This window comes from Kitasatospora azatica KCTC 9699, from assembly GCF_000744785.1.
GTDB lineage: Bacteria > Actinomycetota > Actinomycetes > Streptomycetales > Streptomycetaceae > Kitasatospora > Kitasatospora azatica.
The window spans coordinates 5,150,003-5,168,680 of record NZ_JQMO01000003.1; the positions used below are offsets into that span (position 1 = coordinate 5,150,003).

Annotated in this window: 14 protein-coding genes; 4 read left to right on the plus strand and 10 right to left on the minus strand. The window is 71.6% G+C overall.

Annotation, left to right across the window (positions count from 1 at the left end):
• Positions 1 to 47 precede the first annotated feature (47 nt).
• Positions 48 to 1,925, minus strand: coding sequence for a galactose oxidase early set domain-containing protein (locus BR98_RS33500; protein ID WP_035850888.1), 1,878 nt, complete (start codon positions 1,923 to 1,925; stop codon positions 48 to 50).
• Positions 1,926 to 2,159: 234 nt separating this feature from the next.
• Between BR98_RS33500 and BR98_RS33505 the strand changes: the two genes are divergently transcribed.
• Entirely contained in the window at positions 2,160 to 2,558 is a 399-nt protein-coding gene (locus tag BR98_RS33505) for a hypothetical protein (RefSeq protein ID WP_035850891.1), read from the plus strand.
• A gap of 86 nt (positions 2,559 to 2,644) precedes the next feature.
• On the opposite strand, the gene BR98_RS33510 is transcribed toward BR98_RS33505, so the two are convergent.
• The 5 genes from BR98_RS33510 to BR98_RS33530 form a co-directional block, all read right to left on the minus strand.
• Entirely contained in the window at positions 2,645 to 4,843 is a 2,199-nt protein-coding gene (locus BR98_RS33510) for an RICIN domain-containing protein (RefSeq protein WP_035850894.1), read from the minus strand.
• A gap of 91 nt (positions 4,844 to 4,934) precedes the next feature.
• Positions 4,935 to 6,878 (minus strand): hypothetical protein, encoded by a 1,944-nt coding sequence (locus tag BR98_RS33515; RefSeq protein ID WP_157538039.1) that lies wholly within the window; start codon positions 6,876 to 6,878, stop codon positions 4,935 to 4,937.
• Between the two features lie 11 nt (positions 6,879 to 6,889).
• The gene (locus BR98_RS33520) at positions 6,890 to 7,738 is read right to left on the minus strand and encodes a carbohydrate ABC transporter permease (protein WP_035850897.1); all 849 of its coding nucleotides are present in this window, start codon (positions 7,736 to 7,738) and stop codon (positions 6,890 to 6,892) included.
• Positions 7,735 to 8,682, minus strand: a complete 948-nt coding sequence (locus BR98_RS33525) for a carbohydrate ABC transporter permease (RefSeq protein WP_035850900.1) — start codon at positions 8,680 to 8,682, stop codon at positions 7,735 to 7,737. Before BR98_RS33525 ends, BR98_RS33520 begins: the two co-directional genes overlap by 4 nt.
• Positions 8,683 to 8,762: 80 nt before the next feature.
• Positions 8,763 to 10,082: an ABC transporter substrate-binding protein gene (locus tag BR98_RS33530; RefSeq protein WP_051970742.1), complete on the minus strand. Its 1,320-nt coding sequence runs from the start codon at positions 10,080 to 10,082 to the stop codon at positions 8,763 to 8,765.
• Positions 10,083 to 10,229: 147 nt separating this feature from the next.
• Here BR98_RS33530 and BR98_RS33535 point away from each other — a divergent pair, with 147 nt between their 5' ends.
• A complete protein-coding gene (locus BR98_RS33535; protein WP_198042324.1) occupies positions 10,230 to 11,504 on the plus strand; it encodes an ROK family transcriptional regulator in 1,275 nt (424 codons plus the stop codon).
• Positions 11,505 to 11,532: 28 nt separating this feature from the next.
• Here the strand turns inward: BR98_RS33535 and BR98_RS33540 are convergent, their stop codons facing one another.
• Together BR98_RS33540 and BR98_RS40640 are read right to left on the minus strand one after the other, a co-directional pair.
• Complete coding sequence (locus BR98_RS33540; protein WP_198042325.1) at positions 11,533 to 12,189, minus strand: hypothetical protein; 657 nt, start codon at positions 12,187 to 12,189, stop codon at positions 11,533 to 11,535.
• A gap of 91 nt (positions 12,190 to 12,280) precedes the next feature.
• A complete protein-coding gene (locus BR98_RS40640; protein ID WP_198042326.1) occupies positions 12,281 to 13,177 on the minus strand; it encodes a hypothetical protein in 897 nt (298 codons plus the stop codon).
• A gap of 123 nt (positions 13,178 to 13,300) precedes the next feature.
• On the opposite strand from BR98_RS40640, the gene BR98_RS33550 reads away from it, so the two are divergent.
• Positions 13,301 to 14,170, plus strand: a complete 870-nt coding sequence (locus BR98_RS33550; RefSeq protein WP_051970745.1) for an MFS transporter — start codon at positions 13,301 to 13,303, stop codon at positions 14,168 to 14,170.
• 143 nt (positions 14,171 to 14,313) lie between these two features.
• Positions 14,314 to 15,006: an aspartate/glutamate racemase family protein gene (locus BR98_RS33555; protein WP_035854762.1), complete on the plus strand. Its 693-nt coding sequence runs from the start codon at positions 14,314 to 14,316 to the stop codon at positions 15,004 to 15,006.
• Between the two features lie 20 nt (positions 15,007 to 15,026).
• Here the strand turns inward: BR98_RS33555 and BR98_RS33560 are convergent, their stop codons facing one another.
• Together BR98_RS33560 and BR98_RS33565 are read right to left on the minus strand one after the other, a co-directional pair.
• The gene (locus BR98_RS33560) at positions 15,027 to 15,578 is read right to left on the minus strand and encodes a GNAT family N-acetyltransferase (protein WP_035850904.1); all 552 of its coding nucleotides are present in this window, start codon (positions 15,576 to 15,578) and stop codon (positions 15,027 to 15,029) included.
• Positions 15,579 to 15,659: 81 nt separating this feature from the next.
• Positions 15,660 to 18,665 (minus strand): AfsR/SARP family transcriptional regulator, encoded by a 3,006-nt coding sequence (locus tag BR98_RS33565; protein ID WP_063774882.1) that lies wholly within the window; start codon positions 18,663 to 18,665, stop codon positions 15,660 to 15,662.
• Between the last annotated feature and the right edge of the window lie 13 nt (positions 18,666 to 18,678).

The window sequence follows — 18,678 nt, forward strand, 5'->3', positions numbered from 1 at the left end:
CTCGCCCGACGGCGGTCAGCCAGGGCCGGGCAGGGGTGGGGTGGCGGTCAGGCGTTCGGGTCCAGCTGGACCCACTTGGCCATGCTGGGCACGCCCTTGTCGTTGAGCAGGAAGAGCATGTAGTAGCCGGGCGTGGCCGCCTCGGGCGTCGCGGGCGACTTCAGCAGCAGCTGGTTGCGGCCGGTGTTGGCGATCGGCAGCTCGATGTACCGCTGGCTGGTGTCCACCGAGTGGGTCGAGGTGATCGGCGCGACCAGGACGGCCTTGGAGATCCCGGTCGTGGTGGTGCCCACCGGGAAGTACTGGTTGAAGCCGATCGGGCCGTCCGGGACCTTGCTCAGCTCCGGGCGGGGGCCCTGGAACAGGTACGGCGGCTCGTAGATCTCGATGGTGCCGTTCGCGTTGGGGTTGTTGATGTCCGGGTTGCTGGCGAGCTGCTGGAGCTCGTCACCGGTCACCATGATCCGGCCGTCCGGCAGCAGCACCGCGTTGGAGTGGTAGCCGCGCGGCAGCCGCTGGGCCGGGCCGAGCGTCCAGCTGCCGTTCGCGTCACGCAGTTCGGTCTGACGGTACTTCAGGTCCGCGTTGGGGTTGTAGTCGCCGAAGCCGTAGTCGCGGATGCCGTAGGCGCCGTTGACCGTGAAGAGTTGGCCGTTGGGCAGGATCAGGGTGTCGTCCTGGGCGCGGCCGAACGCCCGCGGGGTGTCGGTGGTCCACCGGCCACCGGAGAACTTGTAGGTGTTCTTGTCGTTGTGGTTGCCGCCGAGGATCAGCACCGAGTTCGGGCCCGCGGCGCCGTTCGGCAGGGCGACCGCGGAGCCGTACATCCGCAGGCCGCCGTCGGGGCGGTTGGGCAGCGGGCTGCGGGTCTCCTGGTTGGGATCGAACAGGAACTGCTGGTCGGCGTCGCGCCCGAAGCCGTAGACCTTGCCGTCGTTCAGCGAGAACAGGTGCGGATAGTCCATCCGGTACGGCGCGTCGGCCTTCTGCCACTGGTACACCGGGTTGTTCTCGGTGAAGGTCCGGCTGTACGGCACGTCGGCCTTGGACACCGGGAAGCGTTCGATCAGCGGGGTGGGCATGCCCCAGCCCAACTCGGTCTGGCCCGACATGATCAGCTGCCGGCCGTCCGCGCCGGTGACCACGCTCGGGTACCAGCGGCCGACCGCCATGTCCTGCTGCTGCAGCCACTTCTCGTTGTACGGGTCGAAGACCATCGAGAACCGGGCCCCGGCGCCGTTGTTGCCGCCGAAGTTGCCGCCGAAGACGCCCACCATGCCGTTGGGCAGGTAGGAGTGGCCCGCGCAGAAGAGCGGCGCGGGCCGCGGCTCGTTCTTGCCGTCGTCCAGGTTGACCGTCGGCGGCGGGACGGACTTGAAGGCGTCCGGTCCGGTGCCCAGGCTCGGATCCCACAGGTAGGCGCGGCCGGCGTTCTCCCTGCCGATGGTCTGGGTCGGCGCCGGCTCCTTCTGCGGGTTGGTCTCGATGCGTTCGAAGGAGAAGAGCAGCACCTTGCCGGTGGGCAGCAGGGCGACGTGGTCGCCGAAGTCCGGGGACTTGAAGTAGTCGGTGAACCGGCCGTACTTCGCCGTGTCGGGGAACTTGGCGTTGAGCGCGGCCTGCGAGTCGGTCAAGGACTTGAACCGCATGGTCCGGATCGGGTCCGGGTACTCGCCGACCGCCCGCAGACCGATCCGGTCCCTGGCCATCGACTCGGCGGCGGCCTGGCCGAAGGTCGCCACCTCGTCGGGCCGCAGCTCCGTGTTCAGCTGCTCGGGGGTGATCCGCAGCGCGCCCCAGCCGCCGGGCTGGTCGGCGGCGAAGGCGGGGGCCTGCGACAGGGGCGTGGTCAGTACTGCTGCGGTGGTCAGGGCGAGGGTGGCGGCACCGGCCGCGAACGCCGCTGACAGTCTCCTGCGTGACATGGAACTCCTTGCATCCGAGTGCATGGCCCGATGGCAGCCAGGGCGTCGCCCAGACGCCGGCCAACGGTGATCAGCGAAGCACTCCGGTGGTCAGTTCGCATGCAGACACGCCTTGGTGGACAACGGCGCACCGGTAAATTTGTTCACGATCCATCACGCTGCGTGTCGGGCGCGGGCATCGGATGCGGACATGCTGCAATGACCGAAAACCCCCTCAGCGGAAGGAGCGCCCCAGTGATCAGCACCACCCGTTTCGGCATGGCCGCTGCCGCAGGTGCCGCACTGCTCTTGGTCGTCACCGGCAGCAGCGCGGCAGCCGGCTCGAAGCGCATGCAGCCGCACGCGATCATCGGAGACGTCGTCAAGAACGGTGCGGACGGCATCGAGCGAACGCTGCCGTGCCCGCCGGACGAGAACGTCATGGGCGGAGGATTCACCGTCTCCGCGGAGCCGGGCCGGCAACTCGACGCGACTCCGGCCGACGTGCTGACCAGTCGACCCACCGTCGACGCCACCGGCTGGATCGTGGCGGTGCACAAGCGGGTCCTGGCGACCGGAAACCATGCTGCGGAGCCGGCCGACCTCACGATCCAAGTCGTGTGCACCGAGGGCGAGATCACCCCGGGCGGCTGACCGGCCGATCCGCCCGGTCGGGGGAGTTGGACCGGTGAGGCTCCCGGACCGCACGCCTAGGAGCCTCACCGGGGTTCAGGGGCGGGTCAGTTGACGGCCCAGTGCTGCAGTGTGGAACCGGTGTCGGCCTGTTGGGTGACCAGCGCGCCGTCCGAGCCGGAGGCGGTGGTCAGCAGCAGGCCGCTGCTCTGCGAGGCGACGGTGTAGCCGCCGCTCACCGCCGTCACCACCCAGCGCTGGTTGCCGTTGCCGGTGCAGGTCCACTGGATCACCTGGGCGCCCGGGGCGGTGGAGCCGCCACTGACGTCCATGCAGAGGTTCGACTGGCTGTTGACGATCTGGTAGGAGCCGTCGGACTGCTGGGTGAAGACCCAGTTCTGGTTGCCGCCGCCATTGGGCGTCCAGGTGATCAGCTGGGTGCCCGGACTGGTGGAGTGGTTCGGGTCGTCCAGTGCCTTGCCCGAGGCGGTCAGCGTGTGGGTGCCGTTGAGCGCGGGGGTCGAGTCGACCTGACTGAACGTCAGGGTCTGCTCGGCGGCGGTGCGGGCGCCGCCGACCGCGTTGCCGGTGGTGTTGGTCCAGCTGCGGGTGGGCGTGGTCTCGGCGAGCCGGCTGCTGTCGGAGGAGAGCCCGAGCACCAGGCCGCTGTAGCGGTTGACCAGGTGGAAGCTGCCCGCCGGGCCGGGAATCACGAACCACTGCTGGCCGACCGAGGAGTTGCTCGCGGTGACGGTGGGCTTGGCGCCCCAGGCGCGGCCGGCCGGCCGGGAGGAGTCGACCCCGAGCAGCTGCCCGGTGGCCGAGTTGACGATCCGGTAGGAGCCGTCGCCGTTCGCGGTGAAGCTCCAGGCCTCCAGCGCGGAACCGGTGGTCGCGGCCAGCGAGGTGCCGGCCGAGCCGCCCGAGACCTGGGCGAGCACCCGGCCGTCGGCGTTGCCGATCCGGTAGGTCTTGCCGGTGTCCACCGGCGCCGCCGGGGACTGGGAGGCGATGGTGACGTTGGCGTACTCGCCGTTGGAGCCGTTCGCGCAGGACCAGGCGCAGTAGGAGCGGAAGGTCTTGCCGACCACGGCGTTGGTGGTCCGGCTGGCGCCGTCCAGGAACCAGCGGTACCAGGAAGCGGTGTGGTAGCTGCCGGTGTCGCCGAGCAGGGACCACTTCTGGGAGGAGAGGTCGGCGGTGGCGTAGAACTGCTGCGGGGCGTTGCCGCTCTGGTCGACCCCCTGCGGCTCGCCGATGTACAGGCCCAGGTAGGCGTCGTAGGTGACGTCCATGACGAACAGCGGTGAGGTCGACGGCATCTGGCCGGCCGCGATCTGCTGGGCGGAGGTGCCGGTGTTGGCCGGGTTGTACTCGCCCGAGGCCGGGGTGTAACCGGTGGAGTTGGTGGCGTCGACGGGCACCATGTTGCTCTCCAGGCCGCCCTGACCGGGCTGGGACCAGGAGCCGTTGTACCACTTCTGCCAGGAGCCGGCCGCCATCTTCGAGCCGATCGGCGCGCGCGCCGCGTGCTCGTAGAAGGCCTTCCAGCCACCGGCCTTGTCGATCACGCGGGAGCCGTAGAAGACGTAGAAGTAGCCGGAGGCGGTGTCCACGAACAGGCGCTGGTCGCCGTCGCCGTAGTAGTAGGTCTGGCCGGGGAACTGGGTGGCGTCGCCGCGCTGCGTGCTGTACGGCGAGGTGATGGCGTGGTCCTTGATGGTCCAGGTGTGGCCCTGGTCGGTGGAGACCGCGTAGTCGATGGCGTCGTAGTGCAGGCCGTCGTTGAACGGCGAGGGGGTGAACTCGTTGTGCACCAGGCCGTACCAGTCGCCGGTGTCGGGATCGACCCAGGTGCCCACCAGGTCGCAGTAGTTCTTCTGCGCGTAGCTGGTGTTGCCGACGGAGTAGCTGGCGCCGAGGCCGGTGGGGCTGTTGTTGCAGCGCCAGGTGGTGTCGTTGTTCTTGTCGTTGGAGTTGGCGGGGTTGACCGCGTTGTCCAGGGCGCTGTCCGCCGTGGCGGAGTCGAAGTCGGTGCCGGTGAAGAAGCTCCAGGAGCGGTTGTCGTTGGCGCCGTAGAGGGCGTCGGACTCCTGGTAGTGGAAGGTGCCGTCCTTGTCGGTGTACGGCGCCGCCGGGCTGTCGTCGATGTGGCCGAACGGCACGGGGGTGGAGACGGTGACGGTGGTGCTGGCAGCGCTGGCGGGGCTGGGGATGCTGGCGGTCGAGGGGGTGGCCGCCAGGCCGGTCAGACCCAGCGCGCCGGCCAGTACGGCGACCAGGGTGCTGCGGGGTGGGGGAAACACAGCTTCTCCTTACTGTGCGGGGAGCACGCTCGGTGGAGTCAGTGCCGGTCCACGACCAGCCAGCCGCGGTGCGGCAGGTCCTGGTCGAGGGTCAGCCCGTGGCGCAGGCAGGTGAGACGGGCTGAGGTCGGTGGGGCGAGCGGGGCCAGCAGGGTGGCGTCGGGGCCTCGGGGGTCTCGGCGGCCTCGGGGGTGGCCGGCCAGTCGATCCGGGGTCGGGCCGGGTCGGCGCTGCCGTTGGCGACGGCGAGCAGCCAGCCGCGCTCGGAGTGGGACAGGTGCGGGATCAGGTGCGGGCCGCCGCTGACCAGCGGCAGGGTGGGTCGCTCGCCCTCCAGGAAGCGGACCATGGCGTGGGTCAGGCGCTGGCCGTCCTCGTCGTACGGCAGCTGCTGCACCTCGGTCGCGGCCAGTACGCCGACCCGGCCGCCGAGTTCGTTGCGGAAGACGAACCTGCCGGGGCCCCAGCTGTCCTGATCGGGCGTCAGGATCGAGGTCCAGACATCGGCGGCCGGGTGCAGGGTCAGCCGGGCGAGGGCGGGCTGGACGTTGACGCTCAGGTACACGTCCTCCCGCAGCACGTGCTCCAGGGCGTACGGGCCCACCGGGCACCCGGCCTCGCGCTCGACCAACTCGCAGGCGCTGATCCCGAGCAGGTGGCCGAAGCCGCGCCGGGTGAGGATCTCGGCGGCCGTGCCGTCCAGCAGCAGCCCGCCGGTCAGCAGCCGCTCGATGTCGAAGTCACCGAAGGACCAGGCGAGTTGGCCGAATACCGCCTGAACGGGGGCGTCACCGGCGGTGATCGGGACGCCGTAGCGCAGCAGGTGGTCGGCGGCGGGGCCGGCGTCCACGGCCAGGGCGGCGAGTTCGCCGCCGGCGCTGGTGCGCACGTGCGCGGCCGCCTGCTGCGGCATCGGCAGGCCGACGCCGTGGGTGCGCAGCGAGCGCGGCTGGCGTTCGGCGACCCAGTCGAGGGCGGGACGGGCGCGGCGCAGCAGCTCGGCGACGCGCGGGAAGCGCTGGGCGCGACCCGACTGCATGGGGTGGACGTTGAGGAACATCGCGTCGGAACCGGCGAGTTGGGCGGCCACCAGCTCGGACCAGGTCTGCGTGTCGGACTTGGACCAGGTGGTGTGCGGCCAGTTCTCGATCTCGGGTTCGCTGCTCGCGTGCTCCGGGCGCAGTGCCCGCTGGGCCTCCAGCATCCAGACCGAGAAGCTGAGTTCGCGTCCCGGCGCGTCGCTGTAGCGGGCGAAGTGCGGGCGGTGCGCGACCCGGCCGTTGATGCTGAGTGCCTTGAACAGGGCCGGCCAGTCGCGGCCCTCCACCGAGTGGACGCCGGGTTCGGAGCTCATCAGGCCGAGCTGGACCCGTCCGCCGGACCGCTCGTCGACCGCCATCGCGACCATCGCGGCGGCCTCCAACTGGGCGTTTCGCCAAACCTGTTGGAGCAGCGCCCGCCAGGGGTGCGGCTCCCCGGGGGCGGTGACGGCGGTGACCAGCTGCTCGCGGGTGACCGGTTCGCCGGCCAGCCGCGCGAACCGGTCCAGCATCAGCGGTTCGAAGCCGCCGCCCCAGTGCAGCGGGGCGTGGTTGTGGTACCGGAAGTCGTCCTCCAGCCAGAGCACCCGCACACCGAGGCCGGCGTAACGGGCGTAGTGGCCGGCCAGCCAGGCACACCAGCGCGGGCAGGCGAAGGAGGCCTGGGCGGCGGCGACGGTGCCGTCCGGGCCGACCATGGGGGAGAAGCCGAGCCGGTCGGCCCGGCCGCGGTCGGCGTGGCCGGCGGTGACCCAGGGATTGAGGCTGACCTCGAGACCGGCCTCGCGCAGGACCGCGGTCGCGGTCGCGGCGGTCTCGAAGAGCAGCTCCTCGGCCGGGCCGACCGGATGGCCGGCGTACAACTCCTCGGCCCCGAGCAGCAGCACCACCTCGGTGACCCCGGCCTCGCCGCAGAACTTGGCCAACTCCTTGGCCTGCTGGGCGGCTTCGGGGGTGGGGTGGAGCTGGAAGCGCAGGTGGTACCTGGCGGGCACGCCGGGCCTCCTCACTTGGTGCTGCCGGCCACCAGGCCGGAGCGCCAGAAGCGTTGCAGGGACAGGAAGAGGACGACCAGCGGGATCGCGGAGATCGCGGCCGCGGTGATCACGATGTTGAACGGCACGGCGGTGGGCCCGATCCCGCGCTGGGCCTGCCAGCCGACGATGCCGACGGTGACCGGCTGCAGGTGGTCGTTGGCCAGCATCAGCACCGGCAGCAGGTAGTTGGTCCAGATCGCGACGAACTGGAAGAGGAAGACGGTGACCAGGGCCGGTGACATCACCCGCAGCGCGATGGTGGCGAAGATCCGGAACTCGCCCGCGCCGTCGATCCGTCCGGCCTCGATCAGCTCGTCGGGGACCGAGGCACCGGCGTAGATCCGGGCCAGGTAGACCCCGAACGGGCTGACCATGCTGGGCAGCAGGACGGCCCAGTAGGTATTGACCAGGTGCACACCGGAGAACATCAGGTAGAGCGGCACGGCCAGCAGCGGCTGCGGCACCAGCACCGCCGCGAGGACCGAGTTGAAGGTGAACTCCCGGCCGCGGAAGCGGTACTTGGCCAGGGTGTAGCCGGCCAGCGCGGCGATCAGGGTGCTGACCGCCGCGCCGCCCACGGCGTAGAGCGCGCTGTTGGCGAGCCACTGCCAGTAGATGCCGCCCTGTTGGGCGAAGACCTGGTGGACGTTGTCGAAGAGCGCGAAGCGGGCGAACCAGAAGCCGTTGCCGGTGAACAGGTCGGCGTTGGTCTTGGTCGAGGAGACCAGCAGCCACCAGACCGGCGCCAGGAAGTACACCGAGGCGACCAGCAGGACACCGAGGACCAGCCAGCGGGACAGGCGCGAGGTGGAGGTCACAGGGCACCTCCGCGGCGCTGGACCAGCTTGAGGAAGCCGAAGGAGAGCACGAAGGCGAGCAGCGCCAGGATCACCGACTCGGTCGCGGCGGCGTTGAAGTTGTTGGCGTTCACGGCGTCGTAGGCGGCGGAGATGGGGGTGTAGGTGCTGCTCAGGTTGGGCGCGACGTTGTGCAGGATGGTCGGCTCGTTGTACAGCTGGGCGGTGCCGATGATGGAGAAGACCGTGGTCAGCACCAGCGCCGGGCGGACCAGCGGCACCTTGATCCGCCAGGCGATGCCGAAGGCCGAGCAGCCGTCCATGGTGGCGGCCTCGCTGAGTTCGGCCGGGATGGCCTGCAGCGCGGAGTAGATGATCAGCATGTTGTAGCCGGTCCAGCCCCAGGTCAGCATGTTGCCGATGGTCGGGGCGAGCATGGCGTTCGAGGTCAGGTCGAGGTGCAGGCCCAGCTGGTGGCCGAGCGCCGTGATCGGGCTCAGGCCCGGCGCGACCAGGTAGGACCACATGATCGCGCCGACCACGCCGGGCAGTGCGTAGGGCAGGAAGAAGGCCAGCCGGAAGAACCGCTTGAAGAGCGTGGACTTGGCGTCCAGCAGCAGGGCCAGGCCGAGGGCGAGCAGCAGCATCAGCGGTACCTGCACCAGACCGATCAGCAGCACCCGCAGCAGTGAGCCGCGGAAGTCGGCGTTGCCCAGCGCGGTGGCGTAGTTGGCGATCCCAACGAACACCTGTGTGGGTGCGGTCAGGCCCAGGCCCGAGCGGTGCATCCGGAACAGGCTCTGGTAGATCGTGTAGCCGATCGGGGCCGCGTAGAGCGCCACGAACGGCACCAGGAACGGGGCCAGGAAGAGGGCCACGGGCCGCCCGCGACGGCGACGGCCGGCGCGGCGGGCGCCGGCGGCCGTGGTCCTGCCGGCTGCCCGCTCATGCAGAGCGGTGGTCATACGAATGCTGCCTTTCGGTGCTTGGAGCCTGGGCGGAGCCGGGCGCCTGAGTGGAGCTGTGCGGTCCGGTCGACGGTGGGTCAGCCGCCCGCGACGCTCAGGCCCTGCTGCTTCATCCCGGCGACCGTCTTGCCCTGCACGGTGGCGAGCATGTTCGGCAGCGTGGTGCCGCCGGTGCCGGCCTGGCCGAGCCCGTCGCCGAGGTCGGTGGAGGTCTGGGTCATGGTCGGACCCCACTGCCAGTCGGTGCTGATGTGCGCGGTCTCCGCCTTGAACACGTCGAAGATGGTCTGGCCGCCGTAGAAGGCATCCGGCGCCGAGAGCGCGGGGTTGGTCAGGCCGGAGGTGGCGGCCGGGTAGATGCCGGTGACCTTGATCAGGTTGCTGACGCTGTCCGCGTTGGTGCTCATCCAGGTGGCGAACTCGGCGGCCTCCTTGGCGTGGCCGCAGCCCTTGAGCACCGCGGTGGCCGAGCCGCCGTCGTTGCCGTACACCGGCTTGGCCGCGTCCCAGACCGGCATCGGCGCGACCGCCCACTGGCCCGCGCCGTCCTTGACGCTGCCGGCGATGATCGGCGCGTCCCAGACCGCGTTGACGTCCGAGAGCACCTTGCCGCTCGCCATGTCGCTGTAGAGCGAGGGGTCGTAGCTCGGGTCGGTCTTCAGCAGCTTCTTGTCCAGCAGGCCCTGCCAGTAGCCGGCCACCTTCTGGTTGGCCGCGCTGTCGACGGTCACCTGCCACTGGTCGCCGGAGGTGCCGAACCAGCCGGCGCCGGCCTGCCAGGCCAGGCCCGCGTAGTTGTAGGAGTCGTTGCCGAAGTCGCCGAGGTAGACGCTGGGGTCGGCGGCGTGCACCTTGGCGGCGTCGGCCGCGTACTCGTCCCAGGTGACCGGCGGCGTGCTGATCCCGTACTTGGCGAACAGGTCCTTGCGGTACATCAGGGCCATCGGCGCGGTGTCCACCGGGATGCCGTAGGTCTGGCCGCCGATCGTCACCTGCTTCCAGGTCCAGTCGGCGAACTGCCCCTTGGCGTCGCCGGCGTACTTGGTCACGTCGGTCAGCGCGCCGGCGGCGGCGAAGCTGGGCAGCGTCTCGTAGCCGACCTGGCCCAGGCAGGGGGCGTTGCCGGCCTTCGCGGCGGTGAGCATCTTGGTGTAGCCGCCCTTGGAGCCGGAGGCGGTCTTGTCGAAGGTGACCTGGATGTTCGGGTGGGTCTGGTTGAACAGGGCGACCGACTGGTCGTAACCCGGCGCCCAGCCCCAGAAGTCCAGCTTCACCACACCACCGGAGGAGGCGGCCGAGTCCGCGGCGCCGGAGCCGCCGGAGGAGCAGCCGGCGACCAGCGCGGCGGCGGCGAGGACCGCGATCGCGGCGGCCAGGGAGTGGGATCTTGCCTTCACGTACGTCTCCTGGGAGGAAGTGGGGGGAAGAGCACGAGACCGAACAGGCTCCAGCAGGACTGAACAAGCCGAATTCGTTCGGCTATTGTTTGAACTAATCCGGGCCAAGTCAATAGGCTGGGACCGCACACACGAGAGGAGCACTTGGTGAAGCAGGCGCTGCAGGGAACGGGCGTGCGCGATCTGGCCATGGCGCGACCCGCCGTCGCACGGGACCGGTCCGCGTCCCGGCGGGCGAATCTGAGCCTGGTGCTGCGGCTGCTGCGCGACGAGGGGTCGCGCTCCCGGGCCCGGATCGCCGAGGACACCGGCCTGCCCAAGGCCACCGTCTCGCACCTGATCGCCGAACTGCTGGACGGCGGCCTGGTCCGCGAGGGCGAGGCGGAACGCGGCCGCGGCGCGGTGGGCCGGCCCGGACAGGCGGTGGAGGTGGACGGCCGCAGCGTGCACGGGCTGGGCGCCGAGATCAACGTGGACTACATCAGCCTGCTCGCCCTCAACCTGCGCGGCGAGGTCACCTTCGAGCGGCGCACCCCGCTGGACGTCCGCGCCTGCGGCCCCGAGGCCGCGCTGGACGCGGTGGCCCGGCTGACCGCGGACGGCATGGCCGCCGTGCGCGCGACGGGCGGGCACGTGGTCGGGATCACGCTGGCCACACCGGGAGCGGTGGACATGGACGCCGGCGTGGTCAAGTACGCCTCCAACATCGGGTGGCGCGAGGTCCACGCGCTGGCCGGGCTGCGCGCGCGGCTCGGCCCCGGCACCCCGGAACTGCACCTGGAGAACGACGCCAAGCTCGGCGCGCTGGCCGAATACGTGCTGGTCTCCGCCGACAACGTGCGCGACCTGGTCTACGTCACCGGCCAGACCGGCGTCGGCGTCGGCATCATCGCCGGCGGCCAACTGGTGCGCGGCACCGGCGGATACGCGGGCGAGGTCGGCCACCTGCGGCTGGTCCCCTCGCAGGAGCCCTGCGCCTGCGGGCGGCGCGGCTGCTGGGAGACCACGGTCGGCCGGGACGCACTACTGCGGTACGCCGCCGAGCCCACCGACATGGTCTGCGACCCGATGATCGACCTCGGGCGGCGGCTCGCCGAACTGCGCAACCGCGCACACGCCGGCGACCCGCGCACCCTGGCCGCGCTCGGCCGGATCGCCGACCACCTGGCGCCCGGGCTGGCCCTGCTGGCGGACATCCTCAACCCCCGACTGCTGGTGCTGGGCGGGCACTTCGCCTACTTCGGCGAGCACCTGATCGACGCGGTCACCGCCCAGGTGCACGAGCTGGTGATGGCCCCCGACGCCGGCGGCTGCGAGATCGTGCTGTCCCAACTCGGCCTCACCGGCACCGCGCGCGGTGGCGCACTGCTGGCGCTGGACGCGGTGTACCAGGACCCGACGGCGGTGATGAGCGGGGCGTAGCGGCGCCTTGAAGCGACCCGGCCGACCGTCAGTCGTCGGCGGCCGGCGGGTCGAGTCCGGCGTTGGTTCGCCCCGCGCCGAAGAACTCCTCGACCGCCTCGACGCCGGCCAGCTCACGCATCGGGCGGACGGCGCCGAACGGGGCGTTCCAGAACTCGCCGTCACGCCGGGTCCACGGGCCGACGTAGGCGTACGGCTCGCCCAGGTACCCGTCGCCCGGCGAGACCCCGTAGTTCACCGAGTCCAGGTCGACCCCCAGGTCGAAGTGCTCGGGCCAGAGCACGGGTTGCTGATCGTGCGCGAACCGGCGCAAGGCCGCGTCCCCCGAGGCGAAGCAGTCCGCGATCCAGGCCGCCGCCGCGGGGTCGAGATCGAGCACCTCCGCCGGGTCGACCCCGCACCCCTGCTCGTACAGGCCGACCGGGCGCCCGACCTCGATGCCGACCGCCCGGGCCAGGGCCGCGCAGGAGGTGCCCTGAAGCGCGAACCGCCGGCCCGCCGAGACCAGTGCGGTGCCGTCCACGCGCAGCTCCGGGTCGGCGACCGTGGCGAAACCGCCGGGCTGCACCCGGAGCCTGATCGTGCCGCTGGCCCGGTACTGCGGTCCGGCCAGGAGGAGTTCGGCCACCGCGTGCAGCGCGCGCCGAGTGGTCTCGAGTCCGGTGTCCACGGGTCCGGCGTCCACGAGGTCCTCCAGAAGTGGTCGGTCCGTCGGCCGGGGTCGCCCGGCCGACGCGGCCCACGTTACTCAACCCGTCCCGCCGACCGGTGGCGGCTCAACCGCAGTGGCTCCAACCGCTGGTCCAGGAGGTGCCGCGGTAGGAGCCGCCCCAGGACACGCAGATGTGCGGGGCGTGCTCGGTGACCGGGCCGGCGTAGTCGACGAAGTTGCCCGGGTTGCTGGTCGAGGCCCCGCCCTGGACGGCCAGGGTGGCGTTCATCGGGACCGCGCCGTTCGGGTGCGCCGCGAGCGTGACCACGCAGTCCACGCCCGTGGCGTTGTTGTACAGCAGGTAGATGGTGGCCTCGCCGAGGCCGTGCGAGTCGATGACGCCGTACCCGCTGCCGCACACCTGCCCGGGGCTGTACGGGTTGGTGGCCACCGGGGACGGAGAGGGCGTCGGCGTCGGCGCCCCCTTGGTGGTCGGGCCGGCGCCCGGAGTCTGCGCGGGGGCGGACGGTGCCGGTGCCGTGGTGCTCGCTGCCGGACCGCCCGTTGTCGGACCGCCCGTTGTCGGGGCGGCCGGTCGGGTGGTGGATCCGGTCGGGGCGGCCGATCGGGTGGCGGTCGACGCGCTGGGAGCGGCCGAGGAAGGCGCGCCGGCCGAAGCGGACGGGCCGGCGGGGGCACTGCCGGACGGCGAGGCGCTGGGACCGTGCTCGGTGCCCGGCGCCGTGCTACCGACCTGCCCTGACACGCCGTCGAGCCCGACTCCCGTGAAGCCGGCGCCGTGCCCGGACGGCTGCCCCGAGCCCGTGACCTGAACCGCGGTGATGACGATGCCGCCGACGGCCGCCACGGCCGCAGCACAGGCCGCCACCCCGCGCAGCTGCCTGCGCCGCTTGGACGACTGCGAGTAACTCTCCGCCAGAGCCGCCCAGTCGGGCTCGGTGGTGGCAGCCCCCACCGGCTTGCCGTTCCAGCTCGGTGCTGGCCCCTGGGTGTCCGTCATGGGCCGACAGCCTAGAACACCTGTCGGTACCCGATCACTGGCAGGTGGGCCGCCGCGAGACCACCGGTCAGCCAGTTCCATTGCCCGGAGCCCCGCCAGCAGCAGCGGCCACCCCTGCGTGGGGTGGTCGGCCAGTGCCGGGCGGTGCGGCGCCTCGGCCTCTCCGCCGCCCTCGCCCTGGCGCTGGTTCCGCTGGTGCTCGGCCGGGAGGCCGGCTGGCCGCTGTGGACCTGGTTGAGCCTGGCCGCCGCTCTACCGGTGCTGGCCGCCACCGTCGGCTGGGAACGGCGGCTCACCCGCCTCGGCCGCCAGCCCCTGCTCGACCTGGCCCTGTTCCGCGACCGCGTGTTCACCAGCGGTCTGCTGATCAACGTCTGTGTGCCGGCCGCCATCGGCAGCCAGATGTTCACCACCACCCTGCTGCTCCAGGCCGGCCTGGGCCTCGACTCCCGCGCCGCCGGGCTGGAATTCCTGCCGCTGGGCCTGGCCACCATGGCCGCCTCGCTGCTCGGCCGCCGCCTGGCCGCCCGCTACGGTCAACGAGTGCTGATCGGCGGCACTCTGCTCAGCGCCATCGCCAGCCTGCTGATGGCCGTCACCCTGCGGCTGGCCGGCGGCTCCGTCAGCCCGGTGGCCCTGCTCCTGCCGCTCGCCCTCACCGGTCTCGGCAACGGCCTGACCATGCCGCCGCTGATGGGTTCGATCCTGGCCGGCATCGCCCCGCAGCGGATCGGTGCCGCCTCCGGTGTGCTCACCACCACTCAGCAGTTCTCCGGCGCGATCGGGGTGGCCGGGGTCGGCGCGGTCTTCTTCGCGGTGCTCGGATCGCGCACCGACGCCGCCGGGTACGCCGCAGCAGCGGAGGCGGCGATGTGGTGCGTCACGGCACTGATGGCCACCGCCGCGGTGCTGGTCGGCCTGCTGCTCCGCACCGGAGCCGCCAGGGCGGCGCGCGCAGCCGCAGACAGGACGGCTGCCACCGAAGCCAAGTGACGGCGTGACTCCAAGTGAGGCTTATAGCTTGGGGTCTGCCAAGCTTGATTCCCTTATATGGAGTCTATGGAGGCCTTCGGCGGCGAACGCGATGCCGCTCGGAGCCGAGCCGAGCCGAGGCGAGGGGTGTGGCGATGAAGGCGATGAAGACGGTCGGGCTGATCGGTGGGATGAGCTGGGAGTCGACAGCGGAGTACTACCGGCTGTTGAACGAGTTCACCCGCGACCGCCTTGGTGGACTCCACTCGGCGCGGTGCGTGCTCTACTCGGTGGACTTCGCGGAGATCGAGCAGCTGCAGGTCCAGGGCCGCTGGGCGGAGGCCGGCGAGATCCTGGCTGCGGCTGCCCAGGCCCTCGAGGCTGCCGGCGCGGACATGGTGCTGATCTGCACCAACACCATGCACAAGGTCGCCGACCAGGTCGAGGCGGCCGTCTCCATCCCCCTGCTGCACCTGGCCGACGCCACCGCGGAGGCCGTACGGGCGGCGGGCCTGCACCGCGTCGGCCTGTTGGGCACCGCGTTCACCATGGAGCAGGACTTCTACCGAGGCCGTCTCGAAGCCGGCGGACTCGACGTGCGCATCCCGGACGCCGACGGGCGTGCGATCGTTCACCAGGTGATCTACCAGGAACTCTGCCTGGGCATCGTGCGGGAGGAGTCACGCGCCGCCTACCGGAAGGTCATCACGGACCTGGTCGCCGGCGGTGCGGAAGGCATCATTCTGGGCTGCACCGAAATCGAGCTTCTGATCGGTCCCGAGGACAGTACCGTCCCGCTCTTCCCCACCGCACGACTCCACGCCGCGGCCGCCGTCCACGCGGCACTGGTTCGCTGATCACCGCAGGCCTGTCCGCGTCAGCCTCTCGGGATGGCGAGCTCGATCTCGCGGAACGGGGCGTCGCCGGGGACGAGGACCGTGGTGCCGGTGCGCTCGAAGCCGACCCTGCGGTAGAGGGCCTCGGCCCGGGCGTTGTCCTGGTGGACGTGCAGGCGGACACGTTCGATGCGGGGTTCGGAGAGCGACCAGGACCAGTCCAGGACGGCGCCGAACAACCGCTCGGCGAGGCCGGCGCCGCGTGCCGCGGGCCGGACGAAGACGCCGACGACATGGGTCTGCGGTGCCTTCGGGGCCTGCCCGAACACCGTGTCGTCGCCGGGCAGTTCGACGCGGGCCGTGAGCGTGCCCAGCCACTCGCCGTCCGGCGCCTGCGCCACGAACTGCCGCAGCGACGTCCCGTCGGCGGAGGCTGCGGCGCGGGCCTGCCAGAAGTCGTCGGGCCTGGCCAGAGCCTGCTCCAGGGTCTCCAGGAAGGCGAGGTGCGCGACGGGGTCCCGGAGCGCGGCCAGCCGAATCTCCTTGGCCTTCGGCCAGTCCTCGTGCCGCACAGTCCTGATGGTGTAGATCATCCCCGGATCCTCGCAGCTGGCGAAGGAGAATTCAGCTGCTTTCGGCTTCAAGGCGCTCCTGGGCGTGGGCGCGCCGCGAGGTCACAGTCCCTTGAGTCGGGCGCGCACCGTTTCGAGCTGGGAGGTCGCGTTCAGTTCGGTGTACAGGGCGGCGCTCTGCTCCCAATGCTCCTGGGCCAGGCCGGGATTGCCCATCGCCTGGTGGTCGTCGCCGATGCGCAGGTGGCAGCCGGCCAGGGAGAAGCGGTCTCCGATCGCCGCGCAGATCTCGCGGGCCTGCTGGTGGCGGGTGAGGGCCTGGGCGGGGTCGGTTGCGCGTTCGACGTCGCCGAGGCCGTTGAGGGCGACCAGCTCGCGGGTTCGGTCGCCGGCGGTGGTCGCTATCGCCAGGGCCTGGTGCAGCATGTCCGCGGCCTCGGTGGGCCGGCCGAGGCGGTTCAACGTCATCCCGAGGTTGGCCAGGGCTTTTCCTTCGGTGACGTGGTCGCCGACTTCCCGGGCCAGGGCGAGGGCCTGGCGGTGGTACTGGCCCGCCTGCTCGAAGTCCTCCAGCTGCTCGCAGACCGAGCCCAGGTTGTTCAGGACGATCACCTGGCCCGCGCGGTCGCCCGCCGCTCCGTAGGCGGCCATCGCCCGCGTGAGGTGCTCGATCGCCTCCTGATGGCGGCTCAGATGGGCGAAGGTCACGCCGAGATTGGTCAGCACCCGGCGCTCGCCCGCTTGGTCCTCGATGTTCCGGAAGCCGAGGAGCGCGGCCTCGAAGCACTCGATGGCCTCCGGGTAGCGGCCCAGCAGCCAGTACGAACCGGCCAGGTTCGTCCGGGCGGTGGCGTTCCCGGCCCGGTTGCCGGTGGCTGTGGTGGATTCGACGGCCGCGGCATGGAGGGTCAGGGACTTGCTGTAGTGGCCGTAGTGATCCAGATAGCGCGCGAGGATCGAGGAGAGGTCGCCGGCGTGCTGCGTGCCGGCCGCGACGGGGTGCGTGCCGGCGGTGATCAGGTTGGTCAGCTCGCTGTCGAGCCAGGCGCGGGCGTCCTCGTCGGTGCGCAGCCGGTCGGTGGGCGTGGCGGGCTTCGGCGGATGCGGGCGCCGATGCGACTCATGGGGGTAGAGAATGTCCACCGCCGCCGCTGCGGTGTGGTTGTAGTAGTCGAAGAGCCGTTCCAGCGCGGCCTGCCTGGAGGCGTCGGACTCCTCGGAGCGGGCGAGACCGTGGGCGTGGTGGCGCAGCAGGTCGTGGAAGGTGTAGCGGCCCAGGGACTGCTCGATCAGCAGGTGGTGGTCGTGGAGCTCGTCGAGGAGGTCCTCGGTCTCGGTCAGCGGCAGATCGGCGAGGGCCGCCAGGGCGTACGCCGAGAAGTCGTCGCCGGGGTGCAGTCCGGCGAGGCGGAAGAGCCGCTGCTGATCGGGGGTCAGGGCGTCGTAGGACACGGCGAAGGCGGCGGCGACGCTCTGGTCCTGGGTCCTGAACTCGGTGGGCAGGCTGATCCGGTCCCGGAGCCGGGCGAGCAGGTGGGACGGGGTCCAGGTGCCGCGGTGCGCCAGGCGCGCGGCGGTGATGCGGATGGCGAGCGGCAGGCGTCCGCACAGCCTGACGATCTCGGCGACGGCCTCCTCCTCGCCGACGACCCGGTCCGCGCCGCAGATCTGGCCGAACAGGGCGACGGCCGCGTCCTGGTCGAGGACGTCCAGCGAAAGCGCGCCGGCCCCGGCGAGCGCAGGCATCCGGCGCCGCGAGGTCACCAGGACCAGGCTGCCGGGGGAGCCGGGGACCAGGGGCCGGACCTGGGCGGCGTCGACGGCGTTGTCCAGGACGATCAGGAGGCGACGCTCGGCGGCCTCGCTGCGCCACAGGACCGCGCGCTCCTCGGGGTCCGAGGGAAGGGCGTCCTCGCTCACCCCGACGGCGCGCAGCAGGCGGGCCAGCGCGGTGCCGGGGTCGAGCGGGGTCTGGCCCGGGGTGAAGCCGTGCAGGTCGATGAAGACCTGGCCGTCGGCGTACTGATCGGCCAGGGTGTGGGCGACGTGGACGGCCAGGGCGGTCTTGCCGACCCCCGCCATCCCGTCGATCGCGGAGATCACGACGGCGTTCGTCGCCGGGGCGGCCGCTGCCGCCAGCAGGCGATCCGTCTCCTGGCCGCGGCCGGTGAAGTCGGCCACGTCTCGCGGGAGGCTGTTGCGTGGCGTGTACCGAGCCGGGGCATTCCTGGCGGTCGCCGCCGCAGTCTTGGCGGTCGCCGTCGTCGAGGCCCCGGAGCCCGGCCCTGTCCTCGAGGCCGCGGAGCCGCTCTCGCCGCTCTCGGACCGCTCCACCGACTCGAGCAGCGAGGCGTCCGCAGCGAGGATCCGAAGCTGGAGGTCCGCGACCTGCGCCGAGGGCTCGACCCCGAGTTCCGCGACCAGACGCTTGCGCAGCTCCTGGTAGACCGCGAGGGCCTCAGCCTGGCGATCCGCCCCGTACAGCGCCAGCATCAGCTGCCCGTGCAGCGCCTCGCGCAACGGGTGGGCCCGGGTGAGCCCGCGGAGTTCGGCGACCAGCTCCCGATGCCGTCCCAGGCTCAGGTCCGCGTCGACGCGGTCCTGCCAGGCCTTCATCCGGGTCTCGTCCAGCTGGTGCGCCCTCGCGGCGCCGTCCACGCCGGGCGGCAGGTCGGCGAACGGGTCGCCGCGCCACAGGTCCAGCGCGCTGCTCAGGGTCTGTCGTGCCCTCGCGACCTCACCCGCGCGCAACTGCTCGGCGCCGAGCCGACACCCGTCGAGGAACACCTCGACGTCCAGCTCACCAGGGTTCGTCGCGATGAGGTAGCCCGGCGCAATGGTGCGCAGCCTCGGCCCCGCGTCGTCACCGAGCATCCGTCGCAGGCGCAGTACGTGATTGCGCAGCCCCGGGCCGGCCGCGGCCGGACGCTGCTCGCCCCACACCGCCGACGCCAGCTGCTCCGCCGGCACGACCCGGTTCGCGTTGATCAGCAGCATCACCAGCACGGTGCGCGGGATCCCCGAGGGCAACACCACCTCGCCGTCCCCGACGGTGACACTCACCGGCCCCAGCAGGTTGAAGCGCACGGACCCAGGACTGTCGCTCATCGCTCCCGCTCCC

What these genes read in the sequence shown, in the direction of transcription:
- BR98_RS33500 (WP_035850888.1), bottom strand. Translation starts at nt 1,925, where the DNA reads ATGTCACGCAGGAGACTGTCAGCGGCGTTCGCGGCCGGTGCCGCCACC.
- BR98_RS33525 (WP_035850900.1), bottom strand. Translation starts at nt 8,682, where the DNA reads ATGACCACCGCTCTGCATGAGCGGGCAGCCGGCAGGACCACGGCCGCC.
- BR98_RS40640 (WP_198042326.1), bottom strand. Translation starts at nt 13,177, where the DNA reads ATGACGGACACCCAGGGGCCAGCACCGAGCTGGAACGGCAAGCCGGTG.
- BR98_RS33555 (WP_035854762.1), top strand. Translation starts at nt 14,314, where the DNA reads ATGAAGACGGTCGGGCTGATCGGTGGGATGAGCTGGGAGTCGACAGCG.
- BR98_RS33560 (WP_035850904.1), bottom strand. Translation starts at nt 15,578, where the DNA reads ATGATCTACACCATCAGGACTGTGCGGCACGAGGACTGGCCGAAGGCC.
- BR98_RS33565 (WP_063774882.1), bottom strand. Translation starts at nt 18,665, where the DNA reads ATGAGCGACAGTCCTGGGTCCGTGCGCTTCAACCTGCTGGGGCCGGTG.